The 20,708-nt window shown below is 42.7% G+C and carries 11 protein-coding genes; 10 read left to right on the forward strand and 1 reads right to left on the reverse strand.

Annotated features, from left to right (window positions below):
- Positions 1-83 precede the first annotated feature (83 nt).
- The 9 genes from HCO57_RS00610 to rhaT all read left to right on the forward strand — a co-directional run bounded on the left by HCO57_RS00610 (position 84) and on the right by rhaT (position 16,873).
- The gene (locus HCO57_RS00610) at positions 84-3,311 is read left to right on the forward strand and encodes a family 78 glycoside hydrolase catalytic domain (RefSeq protein ID WP_167987382.1); all 3,228 of its coding nucleotides are present in this window, start codon (positions 84-86) and stop codon (positions 3,309-3,311) included.
- A gap of 10 nt (positions 3,312-3,321) precedes the next feature.
- The gene (locus HCO57_RS00615) at positions 3,322-4,548 is read left to right on the forward strand and encodes a mandelate racemase/muconate lactonizing enzyme family protein (protein WP_167987383.1); all 1,227 of its coding nucleotides are present in this window, start codon (positions 3,322-3,324) and stop codon (positions 4,546-4,548) included.
- 14 nt (positions 4,549-4,562) lie between these two features.
- Complete coding sequence (locus tag HCO57_RS00620; protein ID WP_167987384.1) at positions 4,563-5,981, forward strand: L-fucose/L-arabinose isomerase family protein; 1,419 nt, start codon at positions 4,563-4,565, stop codon at positions 5,979-5,981.
- Between the two features lie 263 nt (positions 5,982-6,244).
- On the forward strand, positions 6,245-9,301 hold the full coding sequence (locus HCO57_RS00625) for a T9SS type A sorting domain-containing protein (protein WP_167987385.1): 3,057 nt from the start codon (positions 6,245-6,247) through the stop codon (positions 9,299-9,301).
- A 250-nt stretch (positions 9,302-9,551) separates the two neighbouring features.
- Positions 9,552-10,973: a sulfatase gene (locus HCO57_RS00630; RefSeq protein WP_167987386.1), complete on the forward strand. Its 1,422-nt coding sequence runs from the start codon at positions 9,552-9,554 to the stop codon at positions 10,971-10,973.
- 29 nt (positions 10,974-11,002) lie between these two features.
- On the forward strand, positions 11,003-12,907 hold the full coding sequence (locus tag HCO57_RS00635) for a glycoside hydrolase family 88 protein (protein ID WP_167987387.1): 1,905 nt from the start codon (positions 11,003-11,005) through the stop codon (positions 12,905-12,907).
- A gap of 19 nt (positions 12,908-12,926) precedes the next feature.
- On the forward strand, positions 12,927-14,417 hold the full coding sequence (locus HCO57_RS00640) for an arylsulfatase (RefSeq protein WP_167987388.1): 1,491 nt from the start codon (positions 12,927-12,929) through the stop codon (positions 14,415-14,417).
- Between the two features lie 71 nt (positions 14,418-14,488).
- Positions 14,489-15,811, forward strand: coding sequence for a sulfatase (locus HCO57_RS00645; RefSeq protein WP_245167515.1), 1,323 nt, complete (start codon positions 14,489-14,491; stop codon positions 15,809-15,811).
- A 9-nt stretch (positions 15,812-15,820) separates the two neighbouring features.
- Positions 15,821-16,873 (forward strand): L-rhamnose/proton symporter RhaT, encoded by a 1,053-nt coding sequence (rhaT, locus tag HCO57_RS00650; RefSeq protein WP_167987390.1) that lies wholly within the window; start codon positions 15,821-15,823, stop codon positions 16,871-16,873.
- Positions 16,874-16,972: 99 nt separating this feature from the next.
- Here the strand turns inward: rhaT and HCO57_RS00655 are convergent, their stop codons facing one another.
- Positions 16,973-19,330 carry a spondin domain-containing protein gene (locus HCO57_RS00655; RefSeq protein WP_167987391.1) on the reverse strand — a complete coding sequence of 786 codons (2,358 nt, stop codon included), beginning with the start codon at positions 19,328-19,330 and terminating at the stop codon, positions 16,973-16,975.
- Between the two features lie 267 nt (positions 19,331-19,597).
- Here HCO57_RS00655 and HCO57_RS00660 point away from each other — a divergent pair, with 267 nt between their 5' ends.
- Positions 19,598-20,707 carry a LytR/AlgR family response regulator transcription factor gene (locus tag HCO57_RS00660; protein ID WP_167987392.1) on the forward strand — a complete coding sequence of 370 codons (1,110 nt, stop codon included), beginning with the start codon at positions 19,598-19,600 and terminating at the stop codon, positions 20,705-20,707.
- The last annotated feature ends 1 nt before the right edge of the window (position 20,708 follow it).

A 20,708-nucleotide genomic window follows, 5' to 3' on the forward strand; every position in this document is an offset into this window, starting at 1 on the left:
GAAATCGAACACAACCTTAAAATAAAGAAACAGAATATGCTATCAGTATTCGATAAAGTAAATAACTTTCAATCCTAGACGACATGAAAACTTTGAAATTCTCTTATCTCATACTATTGATGATTCTGGGCAGTTGCACCTCTGAGTCTGGGGTTGCCGTTGCAGATTTAAGATGTGAGTACCGTGAGAATCCTTTGGGGGTTGATAATACCACACCTCGATTTAGCTGGAAACTATTAAAGGACAATTTTGCCAGGGGTGAAAAACAAACGGCTTATCAAATTTTACTGTCAACGGATTTTGAGGATGAAAAGGCCTTGGTTTGGGATTCTGGAAAAGTGATGGAAGACCAATCGGTAAATGTACGGTATGGAGGAGAGGAACTGGCATCGAGTAAAAAGTATTTCTGGAAGGTTAAGATTTGGGATGCAAAAGGTCAGACTTCGGATTGGAGCGAGGTTGCCCATTTTTCGATGGGACTCCTGCAAGCTGAAGACTGGAAAGGCGAATGGATACACAAAAAAGACCAAAAGAAAATAGACCACAACTGGTATCGAAAAACCTTTGAGCTTTCAGAAGAGGCCGAATCAGCCTTTGTCTATATAGGCTCTTTTGGCTACCATGAACTATATGTAAATGGCGAGAAGATTACTGAAAATGTAATGAATCCTGTTTCCTCCTACATGAAAAAACGTATTCCCTACCTCACCTATGATGTTACGGATTTACTTCAAGAAGGAAAAAATGTCATCGCCATTTGGCATGCCGCTGGTTGGGCGCGATGGGATAGGATTATGGAATACAGAAATCCACCTTTTGTGTTCAAGGCCCAAGCTGAAATAAAGACTCCAAACGATGCCCTGGTGCTAGGAACGGATGAAACTTGGAAATGCAAAAAGAGCCATAGCGAATATTATGGCGATTGGGATATTTTGGATTTTGGTGGCGAAACCATCGACGATAGAAAAAAGGAAGACGACTGGAATACGCTTGCCTACGATGATAGTGACTGGATGAATGCCAGTATTTACAATCATGAAGCATTGAATGCCTCTTTGGATGAAATCAATGAAGATGTTGAGGTTTTGGAAGATATATTAATTGGTAAGGGCAAATTTAAAAATAGGCGATTTACCCCCATAACTGCTGAACTGAGTTCTCAAATGGTAGAGCCCCAAGTACGGTTTAAAGAAGTAAAACCTATTGGAGTTTCAAAAAACGAAGATGGTTCCTACCGTATTGATATGGGGGAAAACTATACCGGTTTTTTTGAGATGGAACTGTACAAAGGGAAAGAGGGCGATTCTATTTTGTTTGAAATCAGCGACCGAGAAGAGGTCACTTCCAACTGGAAACAAAAGAGCAAATACATTTATGGAGCGTCAGGCGAAGGCAAATTTGAAAATCGATTCAATGTGGCCGGTGGTCGTTGGGTTACTGTCTATGGTTTGGGCTACGAACCAGAATTAAAAGATATTAAAGGTTATGTGGTTACTAACGACCGCAAACACATCAGTTCGTTCGAATCCTCAGACCCGCAACTGAATGAAATTTATCAAGTGAATCTCGATACCTATATCGCCAATACCATGGATGGCATTTTGGTAGACTGCCCCCATCGAGAGCGTCGGGGCTGGGGTGAGGTGACCGTCGCTGCCATGTACGGTGATGCGCTGCCCAATTTTGAAAGTGGTGCCTATATGGACCAATACCTACAATATACAAGGGATGCGCAACTGCCTGATGGACAAATACGGGCCATCATCAATGAAAACGACCGACCCTTTTTAATGTGGAAGGCCAATAATCCCTTGACCGTTTGGGAAACCTATAAAATGTTGGGCGATAAAAAAGTGCTTGAGGACAATTATGAGTCCATGCAAAAATGGATGACGTGGATGTACGAGAATTCTGATTATAAAAATGGAGGTCCGCTCATTGCTGGAGAACGCGGGGCAAGGGCATTCCCCGGATTGGGCGATTGGTGTACGCCAAGAGGTAATTTTTGGACGAGCAGCAACTCTCCCAATGCCTTGCACTTTAACAATAGTATTTATGCCTATATGTTGGATAATGCTGTGAAAATCGCATCGGCTTTGGACAAGGAAGAAGATGTGGCTATTTATTCCGATAGACTTGAAGTGCAGCGAGAGGCAACCCATCAAATGTCGTATGACCCTGAAACAGGAAAATATGTGAATGGCCAACAGGTGAATCAGGCCTTTGCCTTATTGGCCGGAGTGACCCCAGAATCCGAAAAGAAAAAAGTCTACGATAATTTGGTGGACAATATCCTGTATAAATACCCTTATTATGATACCGGAAGCTCTGGGCAGGCCTTGTACACGCGCTATTTTTTGGAGTCCGGTGAACGCATGGACCTTATTTACGAGTTGCTTAAAGATAAGCACCACCCCAGTTACGGCTACTTTTTAGAGCAGGGCAAAACGGTTTGGCCAGAACGTTGGTCGGCGGTAGGAGTCAGCCAAATTCATACCTGTTACACGGGTATTGGGGGTTATTTTATCAAAGGTTTTGGTGGCATCAGACCGCAACCAGAACATCCGGGGATGCAACAGATGATGATAAAACCCGCTGTGGTCAGCGATTTGGAATTTGCAAATACGGCATATGAATCTATGTATGGCAACGTGGTAGTGAATTGGAAAAAAATTGATGAGGGTGCTTCTTTTCATATTGAAGTTCCTATGAATACAACAGCTAAAATTTACTTGCCCGCGAATTCCAAAGAAGTCATCAAAGAAAATGGTATGCTTGCCGAAAATGCCGAAGGATTACAATTCGTAGGAACAGAAGCCAATGATGCCGTTGGCAACTATGTGATTTTTGAAGCAGTTTCGGGCAGCTACGATTTTAAAGTAGACGAACTACCAAAAACTTCTTTTCCAGCACCATTGGGTACTACTGAAAATTTAGCGCAATTGGGCAGGATAAGCGCATCATCCATGTATATCGAAACAGAAAAATTGCCGGGGTTTGAAGCCTTTAAGGCCAACGATTCGGATAATGAAACACGCTGGTTGGCCGCAGAAGCAAAAAACCAATATTTGGAAATCGCTTGGATTACACCCCAAACCTTTAGTACTGTTGAAGTGGATGAGGTTGGTAACGCCATTAAGGACTTTAAAATTCAGATTTGGAACGAAGGTACTTGGCAGGATGTATCAATTACCAGCGCTAGAGGGGCAACGAAAAAGCACAATTTCGAAAAGGCAACGACGACTAAGTGTCGGGTTTTAATTGAAGATGCCTCAGCGCCACCATCCATTTCAGAAATCAGGATATTTTAATCGGCATTCCATGAATAATAGAAGAAAATTCATTAAAAATGTGTCAGCTCTCGGAATTGCTGGCGCAACCTATCCGTTACTGAGTTCTTGTTTGGATAAAAGCAAAACAACACCACTGGATGAAAAAATAACCAAAATTGAGTTGTACCGATACGACATTAATATCCCAAGATATTTCTCCTTCGGCACCTGGTACAATCGCCAGCATTTGTTCATGAAATTAACTGCAGGAGACTTTTACGGTTGGTCCGAAATTCCCGCCTCCAGAAATGAACCCGAATTGCAACCCGTCAGTTGGGTAAACTATGTAAAGCAATTTAAGGGACTGACCGTTTCATCGGCCCAAAAATTATTGGAATCACAACAAGTGCCCAATAGTAAAACATCCTTAAAGGAAATGGAATTGATGGATGTGGCCCTCTTGGATGTGGCAGGGCGTTTACAAGAAAAGTCCGTAGTCAAGTTGCTTGATTTACCCTATCGTGGTGCCGTACCAGGGCTTTATTGCATTTTGTATAAGGATGAAGAGGAGGTTAGGAAAGAAGCAGAAAAAAGTCTGGAACAAAACCTAGGCCATCATCTAAAATTCAAGATGTACGGTGAGCAGGAGCTGGACCTAAAATTATTGAAGACCATTCGAGGTGTGTTGGGGGATGAATCGGTGGTCATCTCCGATGTCAATAGTGGTTATAAGAATTGGAATTCCTTAGAAGAACTTGCCGATATCATCAACGTATTCAAGGAAAATGGTTTAAACGCCATTGAGGACCCCGCTGAAATGAGCAACGAGCAATGGGCGACATTGCAAGCGATGGTGGGCGAACTCTCTTTGATTCCCGATAAACCCATGCGGCCTTCGTGGAAAGGTATGGAATCGATTCGGCCGGATATGGGTCGCATCTTTAACATGCACCCTTCTACCATGGGCAGTTTTAAACAAACCGCTTTATTGGCCAATAAAATCCGTGAAGTTGGAGGCAAAATTATGGTGGGGGATGATAGTTTGGTAGGTCCGGCTTGTTCGGCATGGCAACAACTGGCCATAGCTGTTGGCGCCGATTGGGTAGAGGCCATTGAGAAAAAAGAAGACTCTGCCTTGTATAGGGACTGTATTATAAAATCGCCCACTAAAAAACTATCCAATGGCTATTATACTTTGGAGGAAGCCCCTGGTTTTGGGTTGGTTTTGGATGAGGAACGATTACAAAATGAATGTGGGCTTTACATTGAGGTCTAACCAAAAAAGTAATTATGAATACAACTAAAGTTGGATTATTCGGAATAGGGTTGGATACCTATTGGCCCCAATTCGAGGGTTTGTTGGAACGTTTGCAAGGCTACCAGAAGCAAATTGCGGAAAGAATTCAGGGTTTTGGCGCGGAGGTGGTCAATGTAGGCTTGGTGGATTCTCCTGAAACGGCACGGGAAGTAGCAACTTCGCTCAAAAAAGAGGATATCGACATGCTATTTTTATATGTTTCCACCTATGCCTTGTCCTCAACGGTATTACCCGCAGTACAAAAGCTAAAATGCCCAATAATTATCTTGAATATTCAACCTGTGGCGGCTATTGATTACGAAAGTTTCAATGCCCTTGGGGATAGGGGAAAAATGACGGGTGAATGGCTGGCCCATTGCCAAGCCTGCTCGGTTCCTGAATTGGCCAATGTTTTCAATCGCTCAGGAATTGATTACCAATTTGTAACCGGATACTTAGACGAGCCTGTCGTCTGGGAGGAACTACAAGATTGGATAGAAGCTGCACATGTAGCCAAGGTGATGCGCAACAATCGACTGGGAGTTTTGGGCCATTATTATGGCGGCATGCTGGATGTGTATTCCGATTTGACGAAGCAATCGGCCGCCTTCGGAACCCACATAGAAATTCTGGAAATGTGCGAGGTCAAAAAGTACCGCGATGCAGTCACGGATAAAGAAGTTGAAGAAAAAATCAAAGAGTTCAAAAATACGTTTGTAGTGGTTGATGCTTGCGAACAAAAAGAACTGGTTCGAGCAGCAAAGACCTCGATAGCCTTGGATAAACTTGTAGCGCATCACGAATTGAGTTCCATGGCCTATTATTATGAAGGCGAGAGCGGTAACGAGTATGAAGATATCGTCACCTCGGTCATTGCTGGAAACACCCTTTTGACAGGTAAAAATGTTCCCGTGGCTGGTGAGTACGAGGTTAAAAACGCACAAGCCATGAAAATTATGGATGCCTTTGGTGTTGGCGGTTCTTTCTCAGAGTTTTATGCGATGGATTTTAATGACGATATCGTAATGCTCGGTCATGATGGTCCTGCCCATTTTGCCATCGCTGAGGGCAACGTGCAATTGGTGCCCTTACCCGTGTATCACGGCAAACCTGGTAAAGGCCTATCAATTCAGATGACTGTAAAGCATGGCCAAGTTACCTTGTTGTCTGTAGTAGAAGGTAAAGATGAGGTGTTTTTGTTGGTGGCTGAAGGCGAATCTGTTGAAGGGCCGGTATTGCATATTGGTAATACCAACAGCCGTTACCGGTTTTCCATTGGGGCACGAGCATTTATGAACGAGTGGTCAAAACAGGGGCCTTCACATCATTGTGCTATCGGCGTCGGTCATATTGCGAACAAAATTGATAAGCTGGGCAACCTATTGAACTTAAGGGTGGTGCGTATTTGTTAAGATAGAACCAGCAAAGCAGGGTTGGGCAAGATAATCAGCACGCCAGAGATGACGTTGTGCTTGCTTTTTTAGCCACGCCATTTCATCTAATTGCCACACAATAGATTAATAATCAGAATATTAATCTACTTCTGAAAAATCTACCAGCGAATACCGTTGCCTAATTTACTTCCCAATGGTATAGCGCCTATCTCCAAAATATTAGTATAGTACAGGATAGTCTTAAGAAAACATTAAGATAATTTTAGCAAAAACCTCACAATATGAATAAAATTACTTTTAAATCATTGTTATTTAGTTGTTTGGCATTCTTTTCGATTGCTTTAGCAGCACAAGATGCGCCACCCTCTGATGGTGTTTTTAGATTGCAAAATGTAGCAACTGGTGAATTCTTAACTACAGCACCTGGCAGTACCCAACCGGTTACCATGTCCGCTACAGGGGAAGCTCAAAATACCTATTGGTCTTTTGTGGAAAGTGCAAGCGGAAGTGGAATATATAATATAGATAGTGAAAGTACCTCTGGTGGTACTGGAATACTTCGTGCAACAGGGGCTAACTTTTCAGCAGGGGCCTATGCCATTGTAAGTACGTTAAAGGCTCCGCCGGCAGCCGATACCGATAAGGTGTGGACAATCGCTTACAACGCCACAGCGGACACTTATAGATTTGGGTCAAATACCACAGGAAGATTTTTGTACCAAAATGAAGATGGAACGGTAACCCATTCTCAAGCCGATGCAACCGATAATCGAAGCAATTGGAAACTGATTCCGCTGCTGCAAATTCCGCTGGAAACAACACTTACATTTCAAAATGTGGAAACCGGGGAATTCTTAACCACCGCAGCAGGAAGTAATCAACCTGTTACCATGTCGGCTTCAGGAGAAGCTGAAAACACACATTGGGCACTTGTGGAAAGCGGAGACTTTTTTAACATAGATAGTGAAAGTACCTCTGGTGGCACGGGAATACTACGTGCACCAGGTGCTGGTAGTTCTGCAGGCCCTTATGTGGTTTTAAGTACCTTAAAGGCTCCACCGGCGGCCGATACCGACAAAACGTGGTCCATTGAATATAATGGTTCAACCGATACCTACAGATTCGGTTCTAGAACCTCCGGTAGATTTTTATATCAGAATGCAGATGGAACTGTTACCCATTCCGTTGTTGAAGCTTCCGACAACCGCAGTAATTGGAGACTTAGTCCTGTTGGAGGAACCTCTGCAGAAGTAGCTCCAGATGAAGATACCAATCCAGATTTGTCGTGTTCAGGTGAATTCGACAACAACAATACGCGAAATTTTGACATTCCAAACGCCGTAAATGTAGGAACAGTTGATGATAGAAGCTGCTATGCTGATTATTCTGAAGTTGATTTATATGGCAAAACTTGGGGTGTCTATAATATTACGGACGGCTCTAACCATATTGATGCCCCCAATACTTTACAACCAAGAATAGAACGTTCTTTATCCAGATCTCAAGAAACCGGAGTAGGGAGTTTTGCAAGATTCACGGGAATTGTAAGAATTCTTGAAGTAGGCGATGCAGGTTCTTTCAACCAAGACGGAAGCTACCTAATACAAGCCAAAGGAAAACACTCAGGCGGCGGTGGTTCTGCAGACCCAGCTATCTGTTTGTATTTGGCAAAGCCCGTTTATGGCACTGGTGACGATGCAGATAAGCAAGTGGCCTTTGATATTTATGCGGAACGTATTCTGGAACGAGGCGGATCTGGTAGTGGTCGAGAAGTAGTATTTTTAAAACGTGTAGCGAAGAATGCGGAAATTGATTTTAAGTTGGAAATTGGTTTCAGGGAAGATCCAAACGATGCTTCGAAGAAGATACATTATTGTGATGCCGTTATCGATGGCGAAGCCTTTAATTTTAATATTCCTGACCCCGAAAGAGGGCTCCAATCCGGTATCAGATATGGTGCCTATCGTGTAAGAGGGGGTAGGGCTCAAATAAGATGGGCAGAGACCACCTATGAAAAAGCGGAAGTTGTCGACAATTCAGGCCCAACATTTGGCGATGACGTTGTTGTATTACGAAATGTAGAAACGGGAGAATTCTTGACCGCTGCGGCAGTAAGCGCGCAACCCGTTACCATGTCAGTTTCAGGAGGAGCAGAAAATACGCAATGGACGTTTGTCAAAAGTGGGTCCTATTATAATATCGATAGTGAAAGTGCAACCGGTGGAACCGGAATTCTGCGCGCACCAGGTGCCGGAGGCCCAGGTGGTCCGTATGTGGTTTTAAGTACCACAAAAGAACCGCCAGCAGGCGATACCGATAAGACGTGGATTATAAATTATGACGAAACTACGGATACGTATCGCTTTGAATCCAGAACCTCTGGCCGATTTCTGTATCAAAATGAAGATGGAACAATAACACACAGCAAGGTGCCTGCTACGGATAACAGAAGTGTTTGGCAGGCTATACCAGTAGGGGAATCTTTGCAATCGGAGGTAGTTGCTACAAATGTGAGATGCGCTGGCGCAGATGACGGTACGGCCAGTGTGTCGGTTACTGGGGGAATAGCCCCTTATACCTATGAATGGAGTTCCGGTGAAACAACGGAAACGATTAGCAACCTCGCGGCAGGTATTTATTCCGTAACGGTTACCGATGCTTTGAACGCAACCACCGTAGCAAGTATCGAAATTACAGCACCCGATGAAATAGTTGTTATGGTCACTGATGCTGTGACTTTGTACAAAGGGTATGAAGAAGACCAATGTGCTACCATTGGAGTAACAGCCGTTACAGGAGGAGAAGGACCTTATACGTATGAATGGAGTACCAGCGAAACAACCGAAATGATAGAAGTATGTCCTGATAGCACACAGACCTACACCGTAACGGTAACCGACGCTAATGGTTGTGAGACCAGCGCAGAAATTACGGTTGAGGTGATTGATGTAAGCTGTGGCAACAATTCTCAACGTCCAGGAGTACAGGTATGTTTTAGGGGCGTAAGTTTATGCGTTCCCAAAATTGCGGCAGAACGGCTTTTGGCAAGAGGAGCCAGTTTGGGCAGCTGCGACAATGGACCACCAGTGGAGCTTGATATTACGGTTTCCCCCAATCCTTTTACAAACCATACGAACATCCATTTTTCTGAAACTACGACAAAAAACTATTGGGCAATTATGTACAATAATAACGGTCGTATAGTTTACAGTACACTAATCCCTAAAAACACTTCTGAAAAAAGGCTTGATGTGAATTACCTTAAGAAAGGTATTTATTTCATAAATATTTTTGATAGAGGTACCAAGATAAAGAGCATTAAGGTAATCAAGAACTAATATAAGTGCAGTAAAGCTTAAAAAAAACAAGGGCCGGCGATATGCCGGCCTTTGTTTTTATTGTACCATAGGCGTAGGGCATATCTTGAATAAAATTGAAAAACTGTTAAAGCTTCCTGTAGTTCAGGTTTGTTAAGATAGAACCAGCCAAGCAGGACGTAGCAGGATAGTCTGAGCAATTCCAAATTGTATTTTCAGGGATTAAGAAATAAAGATTTAAGGTTTCCAATCGCTCAAGCATTCTCTTAAAATGAAAAAAATCCTCGTATACCTACTAACATGTTGTCTCTTAACCGCTTCATGTCAAGATAAGAACCAGAAAAAAGAAGTAAGTCAGCCGAACAAACCCAAGAATATCCTATTTATAGCGGTCGATGATTTACGACCTGAACTGAATTTTTACGGGGCAGACCAGATATCATCTCCAAACTTAGATAAACTCGCCGCAGAGAGCATGGTCTTTAATAGGGCCTATTGCAATGTTCCCGTATGTGGTGCATCAAGGGCAAGTCTACTTACGGGTACCAGACCCACACGTTACCGATTTTTAGACGCCCCAACCCAGAAAGATGTAGATTACCCTGAGGCAGTCTCCTTGCCACTGTTATTGAAACAGAATGGCTATACGACCATATCCAACGGAAAAATCTACCACAATGGTAAAGATGATAGAGCCGCGTGGGATTCCAGATGGTTTCCCAAAGGCAATGTTAGGGACTATCAATTGCCCAATAATGCAAAAGAAGCTTTGGAAACCAATTATGGACCGGCTTTTGAAGCTATTGAAACAGCCGACAGCACCTATTTTGACGGTAAAATTGCCCAAAAAGGCATTGAAGATTTAAGACAATTGAAGGATGTGGACCAACCATTTTTTCTTGCCCTGGGTTTTATGAAACCCCATTTGCCTTTTAATGCCCCCAAGAAATATTGGGATTTATACGATAGAAGCAGAATTGAATTGCCCGATAATTATGTTCAGCCCGAAAACACGCCAAAAGAGGCATTCCATAGATTCGGTGAACTAAGAAAATACAGCAATGCACCCAATGAAGGTGAGGTTTCGGAAGATTTGGCCAAAGAACTTATCCATGGATACTACGCCTGTGTAAGTTATGTGGATGCCCAGATTGGCTTGGTGCTCGATGAATTGAGGCGTTTGAAACTTCAAGATGATACCATTGTCATACTTTGGGGTGATCACGGTTGGAATTTGGGAGACCACAAATTGTGGTGTAAGCACGTAACTTTTGAAAGCTCCCTTAGAACCCCTTTGATGATCAAGGTGCCGGGTACAACCAGTGGGCAAACCACTGATGCCATAACGGAATATATCGACATCTATCCAAGTTTAGCGGAATTGGTTGGATTGGAAGTTCCCAAGACCGTACAAGGACAAAGTTTTGTGCCGCTCTTAAATGGGGAACCACAAGAAAAGGATTGGGCGGTATCTAAATTTAAGGATGCCGTGACTTTAATTAAAGGGGATTTGTTTTATACCGAATGGACAAAAGATGATGGAGTTGCCTATGCCCGTATGTTGTTCGACCATAAAACAGACCCCTTAGAGCTTAATAATCTGGCAGAACTTCCGGAATATCAAGAAGCGGTAAGCCAATTGGCAGAAGAATTAAGGGAGAAATGGGGGGAGGATTTTCTACAAAAAAATTAAAATTCCAACTACAACAAAAACACAAACACATGAATAACAATTTTTACAATTGCATCTCATGGAGAACCTACCAATTTTTACTGATTTCTTTATGTTTTTTATTTGGTAGCCCTACTGTTACTTCACAAGAGCGTAAGGCATCTTCCAACGAGAGGGAAGCTGAGCTCCAGTTATCGAAAAACGGGAAAGAATTATTGGTAGAAGGCTATATTCCGAAAGGGATTACCGAATTCGAAATTCGAATTGAATCCGATAGAAACCATCCTGTCTCCAGCGCCCGTGAAATTTACCGGGATGACCCAAATCCTGAGTGGGCTGCCAAAAATTTTCAAAAGTCCCCTCTGGACACCAGATACCCGGTGGTGGATGTTGCATTGGAACTGGGTATGGATGGGGTCTGTGTTTTTGAGGAGGAGCCAACAGGCAATTATATCTTCGGAGGGCCTTATTTCAGGGAAAGTTCACCTTTGAAAAAGGAAATCATTTTACCATCACATAAATTGGAACATTGGGAGAACTCCCTCATGCTTAACCATACCACTCCAAAAATTGAGAAGGTTTATTTGCGAAAAACCTTTCCGGTTATTCTCAGGGAATTTACACATACCTTCCGCCTTTTATCAGAAGACTGGTCGGGTAGGGTGAGCCTTGTGGTCTACAATGATGACAAGGCTGTGGAAATCGCTTCCGCCCAAATAGAAAAAACCCCAATAGTATCCAAAAAAGCTATGGAGTTGGAAAAAATGAAGGGCGGACCTGTATCCCGGGAACGACTCATTGCGGCATTGGATTTGGTTATAGCGGATGGACTTCGTAGACAAAACAATAATCCTGCCAGTCCAACCTACGGCAGCCTTTTTGCCTTTTACGATCTTGAAGCGAAACTGCACAGGACAAGTTATTGGAATTGGGCTAGCACCCAATATGTAAAAATGGTGCTCGACGCTATACATGTGCCGGAAATCCAAAAATTATATGAAACGGAGGAGTTGATAGCGTCCGCAGACAAAATTGGCCGTAACATTCTTAAGTATCAAGTAAAGGAAGAAGGACACCCAAGTGAGGGGTCTTTTTTGGTCATATGGATGCGTAGGTTTCATTCCTACGCAAAATGGATTGGTACTTCAGATTCTGGTGTGATGGTTCGATGGGCGTTAATGCCATTGTATGAAGCTACGGGAGACAGGACCTATTTAGAAGCTTCAAAGTATTGGGCTGTTAAAAAAGCCGAAATACTTGAAAATTTTGATGTGCTCCCACACTTTTACCGCTATGATGAAGATTTGTTTAACGCAAAAATACTCGATGAGACCGGATGGGACCCCGAAGGGCATGCCGCCCTTTATGAGGTGACCAGGGAAAATCAATTTCGTGAGAGTGGTAAAAAATTTATGGATAAACACATGAAGGTTTTTCAACGGGAGGATGGCCTTTGGCATCGGGCATATGATTGGACTACCAAAGAAAATGTGGAAACCATGAGAATGACCCGCGGCTCAGGATGGGCCATGGAAGGTTTGTTGGCAATGAACAGAATGTATCCGGATACCATTTACCTACAATATGCCGAAAAAATGGCAAAACATCTTCAAGAAAACCAGAATGAGGATGGCTCTTGGTCCTTTATTTTTGATAAAGACCCAAAAGAAGTAAGCGTTACGGAAAAGGGTACCCCGCTATGGAGTTTATTGTTTTACCAGCTTTATGAGGCAACGGGAAAACCCGAATATTTACAGACCGCTCGTAAGGCACTTTCATGGTGTTTGGAGAATCAATACACTGGTCCGGATATAGAAGCCATTGGAGGGTTGGTAGGCAGCACCTCACATTCCATGGTGGGCATCAGGGAGTATTTTCCTTCAAGTTGTGCCTATACCACGGGATTCTTCGGTATGGCGATTTTGGAGGAACTAAAAGTATTAGGTTCCCAGTAATGGCGACCATTCCAATAAAATGAAGAGACACTTTTTAAATCAAAAGAACGGCCGCAGACAAAAATTTAGGCTATTACTAGGTATTGTTTTACCAGCATTTCTTTTTTCCTGTGTGGAAAAAGCACACGAAAAGGAACAGGGTATTGAAAATAAGCCCAATATTATTTACATCTTGGCAGATGATTTGGGCTATGGCGATTTGAGCATCACGGGGCAGAAAAAATTTGAAACGCCTAATATTGATAAGCTCGCCCAAGATGGTATGCTTTTTACACAACACTATTCCGGTTCTACGGTCTGTGCGCCCTCCCGTTCTGCTTTAATGACAGGTCTGCATACGGGCCATACCTTCATCAGGGGCAACAAAGAAATTAGGCCAGAAGGGCAATATCCATTGGATTCGTCAGTGGTCACTGTTGCAGAACTTTTAAAATCCGCAGGCTATGTCAACGGAGCCTTTGGTAAATGGGGTCTAGGGTATCCCGGTTCCGAAGGAGACCCCAATCGACAAGGGTTTGATACGTTCTATGGCTATAATTGTCAGCGAATGGGTCATAATTACTATCCCTATCATTTATGGGAGAATCAAACCAAAGTGACCCTTACGGCCAATGAAGGAAAAAAAGAAGGAACGTATGCGCCGGATGAGATACACCAAAAATCTTTGGAGTTTTTGGAACGGAACAAGGACACTACCTTTTTTATGTATTATCCCTCTATCATTCCCCATGCGGAACTCTTGGTGCCGGATAGCCTCCTTCATAAATTCAGAGGAAAATATTTACCCGAAAAAGAATATGTTGGTCTAGATGATGGTCCACAGTATCGAAAAGGCCCTTACGGTTCACAAAAAGAGTCCCATGCCGCTTTTGCTGCAATGGTTTATCTGCTTGATAAACAGGTGGGTGAAATTCGAAAGAAAGTTGAGGATTTGGGTATTGCCGAAAATACGCTGATTATTTTCACCTCGGATAATGGTCCCCACCAAGAGGGCGGTGCAGACCCTGATTATTTCAATAGCAACGGGGAATTTAAGGGGTACAAACGTGATTTGTATGAAGGTGGTATTCGTGTTCCCATGATTGCGTATTGGCCAAACTCCATTAAAGCCAATTCCATTTCAAACCATATATCTGCCTTTTGGGATTTTCTACCTACCGTTGGGGAGATTGTGGAAGTTGCGATTCCAGAAAAGGTTGATGGCATTTCATTTTTACCGGAACTATTGGGCAAAGAACAGCGCAAACATGATTTTCTATATTGGGAATTTCATGAGCGAGGTGGCAAACAGGCGGTTCGTATGGGAGACTGGAAAGGGATTCGTTTAAAAATGGCAAATAACCCCGATGCCCCAATCGAATTGTATGATTTAAGTACAGACCCTAGCGAGGAAGATAATGTAGCAGATGATAATCCAGAGATGGTAGCTCAGATAGAACAAATCATGAAGGAAGAACGAACACCATCCGAAGTATTTCGTTTTGAATTTGAAAAGTTGCTTGAACAATGAATAGATCTCTCTGTACGCTATTACTCCTGGGGCTTGTCCTAGGTTCTTGTAGTAGGCCTTCAAAAAAATCAATGAAGCCCAATATCATTATCATCAATGTAGATGATATGGGTTGGAAAGATGTGGGTTTTATGGGGAGCGAGTATTACGAAACCCCCAATATAGATGGGTTGGCCAGCCAAGGTATGATCTTTACCAATGGCTACGCTTCCGCTTCCAATTGTGCCCCGAGTAGGGCCTGTTTAATGACAGGGCAGTGGACGCCCAGGCATGGTGTGTATACGGTTAACTCATCGGAACGAGGCAAAGCAAAAGACAGAAAACTTATTCCTACAAAAAACACCCATACCTTAGGTAAGGAACACAGGATATTGCCAATCGTTTTACAGGAAAATGGCTATACCAACTGTCATGCGGGAAAATGGCATCTGAGCAAAAATCCGCTTGAATATGGTTTTGATGTTAATATAGGCGGTGGCCATAACGGTTTGCCAAAGAGCTACCTTCCGCCTTACGGGAATGTGAAAATTGAAGATGGTAAGGCAGCATATCTTACCGATTTAATCATGGAAAAGGCTTTAGGCTTTTTGGATACGGTACAGAAACCATTTTTTCTTAATTATTCCCCCTATGCGGTACATGTGCCCATTATGCCCGTGGATAGTCTTTTGCCCATCTATCGGAACAAGACGTCTTGGGAAGGACAGGGCAATGCGGAATATGCCACCATGGTTGATAATCTGGACAGAAATATTGGCTTGCTCATTCAAAAGCTAAGAGAGAAGCATGTTTTTGAAAATACGATGCTGGTTTTTACCTCGGATAATGGGGGTCTGTACGGCGTGACCAAGCAGAAACCGTTGCGGGCAGGAAAAGGCAGTTATTATGAAGGAGGTATTAGGGAACCTTTTTTCTTTGTGTTGAAAGAAAAGATAAAACCGAATGGTAAAAGTGATATTCCTATATCCAATCTGGATATTTTTCCAACCATCTTGGAATATGCAGGTATTCAAAATACTTCCATAACATTTGACGGTGCTAATTTATCTGATGTTTTAGAGAAGAAAATCAAAACTTTGGAACGCCCCCTATTTTGGCATTTCCCCATATACCTACAAGCCTATAATGTTAATGATAATGAAACAAGGGATTCCTTGTTTAGAACGCGCCCGGGTTCCGTAGTTCGACAGGGTGATTGGAAATTGCATTACTACTTTGAAGATAATGGTATGGAATTGTACAATCTTGCTGAGGATATTGGGGAACGCAACAATCTAGCGGAAACCCATCCCGAAAAAAGAGAAGAACTTTTACGGTTATTGAAAAATTGGTGGGAAGAAACCAACGCCCCCATACCCACAGAGTTAAATCCAGAATACATTGAAAAACTTTAATAGCGTCGTATGCAAGCAATTTTAGGGGTTTTATTTCATTCGTTGGGCGGTATTGCCGCAGGTAGTTTTTACATGCCTTATAACAAAGTGAAAGGCTGGGCGTGGGAAAGTTATTGGTTGATAGGTGGCCTCATGTCATGGCTTATTGTGCCCCCGATTGCAGCCTGGTTGACCGTACCCAATTTTATGGAAATTATTGGTACTGCTTCCGGTAGCATCTTGTTTTTTACATTTTTGATGGGTCTGCTTTGGGGCGTAGGTGGACTCTCCTACGGATTGGGCATACGATACTTGGGCATGTCCTTAGGTAATTCTGTTGTGCTCGGCTTTTGCGCAGCCTTTGGGGCATTGGTTCCGCCGATTTATTACAATCTAGTTCCGACTGACGGGAAGGTGACTTTTACCGAAATGTTGGCATCTACGGGTGGTCAGATTGTACTCTTGGGGGTGGTTGTCTGTATTTTGGGCATTGCGGTTTGCGGCAAGGCTGGAATGCTAAAAGAAAAGCAACTTTCCGAAGCAGAAAAAAAGAAAACCGTCGCGGAGTTCAACCTTGTAAAGGGCTTATTTGTGGCCATACTCTCTGGAATTTTAAGTGCCTTTTTCAATTTTGGGATTGAATCGGGTAAACCCTTAGCAGAAGCTGCCGTAGCATCGGGCCATGATGCCCTATTTGCCAATAACGTCACTTTTGTGGTCATCCTTTGGGGCGGACTCACCACCAACCTGTTTTGGACCACAATGCTGAGCGTTAAAAACAAATCATATAGCGATTTTACCAATAGCGATTCTCCAATAAGCAAAAATATCCTATTTGCTTCTTTAGCGGGAACTATCTGGTTCTTACAGTTTTTCTTTTACGGTATGGGCGAAAGCAAACTGGGCAATGGGGCCAGTTCGTGGATTTTACACATGTCCACCATTATTCTGACCGCCAATTTATGGGGTATATATCGAAAGGAATGGAAGGGAGTGACACAAAAAACCAAAACAACAATTGTACTTGGAATTATGACCATACTATTATCGGTTGTCTTGGTGGGGATTGGGAATTCGATTTAAGGGATATTTATCAAAAATTTATAGACCAATAAAAAAAGCCGGAGAGAAACCTCCCCGGCCAACAATTAACCAAAAACTATGAATACACTAAAATGAATTCTATTGCGGTTGTATTTCTACACGAACTAAATTGTAACCACCTCTAGGGTCTCCTAACCAAACAACACCTGGTCCACTTGAAATCAGTCCTTTTCCAAACTGAACATCATTTAGCTCGCTCACACGACGAACAGTTGTGTTCTCATCAGCAGGACCTTCATCAGCTCCCGACTGTCTTGGGGCCTGATAGATGCCAAAGCCAACGGGCTCATCGATTTCAGTACCTGAATCGTACATGTATGATTTCTCGCTAGCACCTGTTCCCGATACCGGAACTCCGTTTTCATCGAACAATGGGTAACCAGCATTGTTATAAGCCAAGAACCAATCATTGGAGTTCACGAACATTGTTGAATAACCGAATTTGAAGTTTTGACCTTCAGGAACAGTCAATGTAAAGGTCAAAGCACCACCAGGACCAACAGGGGTAGTCTCGTTACTTGCAGCCACTGGTATTCCAAGACCTTCTAAATAAGATACTGCAACACTGTTATTTCCATCTTCTGCAATTTCTTCCAATCCGTTGTTGGGATTATTGGTTTCACCTTGCAATACAAAGGGGTCTCTATCACCATTAAAGGCATAAACAATACCAGGTGAGAACACGCTTATTGAGGATGCCAAACGCAGTGGCGCTCCTTGCTCACCTGCCTCATGAAACCAGTTGTACAATGGCATTGGGTTACCATCTTCGGCAATCGCCTCTAGACCTACACCCCTATCTTCTTCACCCAATGTGAACAATGGATTCTCCAAGGCGTGCAATACCACTATACCAGGTGTCACAACAAAATCAGTGGCTTTTTTGGTAATGGTAAGGGTAAATGTACCTGCAGAAGAACCGTCACCAGCTTCGTAATCCAAAATTGCGGAAAGGTAAAAGTCACCGCGATTACCATTACGGTCCACTAATCGAGTTGCTGGGTTTGGATCATCAGGGCCAACATTAGCACCCGCAGGAGGGAAAGAGGCAGGGTCATTATCAGCCTCAGTACCCAAATCGTATAGTACCAACTCACTCGCGATATCTACTCCATTAAGGGCTGCACCATTTTCCCAAAGGTCAATACCACTAAAATCTTCTGGTGCTAAGAACCAATCGTTACTGTTACCCATCATGGTTACTGGCGAAATTTTTGCACCAGGTACGGCATTAAACTCGAGCACATATTGGCCACCTTCCTCTGTTAACGGACCGGGCTCTGAAGCGCCTACAGGCGTATTAAAAACATGGGCATTAAAATAGTTGGCAACATTACTGATGGTAACATTGAATGTAGTGGTGCGAGCTTCAGTCGCATTACCGGCTCCTAAAGAAGGAATAGCCTCTTCTGACCAATCAGAAGCTGAATCACCTTCGCCGTCATATTCTATACTGGCTGAAAGACCTACGGTAGGTACAAACTCACCAGCTGTCCAGATACCTGCTTCAACAGCTACATTCTCACGAGCAGCACCAGGAGCTCCCCATTGTACGAAATCTACAATGGCTTCGGCATTGGTAAACTCATTGGTTGAGTAAAAACCTAAACCACCTTGCTCGTCGGGCATTTCATATGGCAATACCAAGAATTCACCTGCTCCCAATGTTATTGAACCAGATACTGGTTCTATGGTTCCAATTCTTGAATATTGACCTGGGCCAAGACACAACCAAAAATCACTGAGGTCGATAGCATTTGAGCCATTGTTCCAAATTTCCACTTGATTCAAGTTCCCGTATTGAACCTCATTGATAACAATCATTGCCTTAGCCTCTGCTGGCATGGTTAATTCATTTGCCGCACCAAAGGTTTCTGTACCAGTTTCTGACCAGTTGGCCACACCGTTACCTTCACCATCATAAATAATAGTGTTTTCAGCATTCCCGCTGACAGGAACAAATTCGCCTGCCGTCCAAAGACCAGCATCTACCGCAACATTCTCGCGAGCATTTCCACCTTCGCCCCATTGCACAAAATCTACCATGGCTTCTGCATTTGTGAACTGATTGGATGAATAAAGCCCTAGGCCCCCAGAATTTCTTGGGGTCTCAAAAAATACGGTCAAGTATTCGCCCTGTGCTAAGTTTATATTTCCCTCTGTAGTGAGGTTACCAATTTGTCCATAAGCACCTGGACCAAGACATAGAAAATAGCCACTAAGATTACCGGTTGCATTACCATTGTTGAAAATTTCCACTCGATCTCCTAAGTACTCCACCTCATTCAGAACGAATGAAGCTTGACCAGTGGGCTGTGGTGCAGGCTCCTCCTGCATTCCTTCATCTGGTGGAAGTGTTACCACTTCATTGTCGTCTTCAGAACATGCCATTACCAACAATGATAGGGCAGCCATTCTTAAAAAATTCTTTTTCATAACAATTATATTTTTGGATTAAAATTCGTTTACGGTGCAAATGAAGTCACAACAAGGGCCTACATACCACTAATTATGTGTGAAACGGAATTTTGAGCTTTAAAACGGAATAATTCCTTTCTTTGGAAAGCAATGTGTTTACTAGGTTTTTAATAAAAACCACTTTAATACAGCATGGAATTGAAAGTTTTGGGCTTTCTTTAAGAACTAATGTAGATTACTATATTTATTGGCCTGAAAATTGAGCCAAAAGCAACTTTTTAAATTATGCGCAAAGACCGATTATACCTATATACATTTTTATCCATAGCCATTATTTTTGTAATTATAGGTGGTTTTGCCACACAATACTTTGTTCAAGCGAGTGCAAATGAAATGTTGAGTTCACAATTGGAATCCAGTAAAAGGGAAGCACGTGAAATTTCAATATTGATTGGAATCCAACTTGAAAATGGTATCGAAAAAAAGGACTTTATCGATACCTTACAAAATGCCATAAATAACTCCAACAAAGAATCCCTGGGGTTTATTAGCATTATTGATTGGTCTGGAAAGGTAATCTGCCATCCGAATCGCCCACAAATCGGAACGACTATTGACCAAAATAACTCGGCCAATATTGCTGTGGATGGTGAATTTACCGCCGACCAATTGTTCGATTTGGTAAAAAAAGGAAATTCTTCACAGGATGCTTCAGAAATTATTCACCTCAACGCAGTTCCAAATTCAGACTGGTTGGTCGCTTCACATGCCAACATTGGTTTGATTTTGCAACGATTCCAAAGCCTTCGTGACCATTTTTATTTGCTGTTCAGCGTTATGGGTTTTATCATGATTCTTTCTTCGGTATTCATGGTTCGATTAATTGGGAGTGTTTATGAAAAAAGGTTGGAAACCAAGAACCAAGAATTAGAAAGCGAGGTCATCAATTTGGCCAAACTCAATAGTGATTTGGGCAAGTATAAAAAACGGGTCATTGAAGAGAAACCTAAAGTTGAAGAGATTAGTAGTGAGGAAGACCAAGAAGTAAAAGAAACGAACAAAAAACGGATTCTCACCTATTTACGTAATGAACTCTTAACGGTTTCCGTCGAAGACATCGCTTTCATTTATACCGAAAACACGATAACCTACGTAGTCGATATGACTGGTAAGCGTTCAACGACCAATAGTAGTCTTGACGAGCTATATTCTGGTTTTGACAGCAATTACTTCTATCGGGCCAACCGTCAATTTATCATTGCCATCACTGCGATAGATAAAATTATCCGCTACGGCAACAACCAATTGAAAATCGTGGTCAATCCAAATTCAGAATTGGATATCATCATTGGAAAAAACAAGGCTGCAGAATTCAAACAATGGTTGAATAGCTAGC

Source organism: Croceivirga sp. JEA036, assembly GCF_011882165.1.
GTDB lineage: Bacteria > Bacteroidota > Bacteroidia > Flavobacteriales > Flavobacteriaceae > Croceivirga.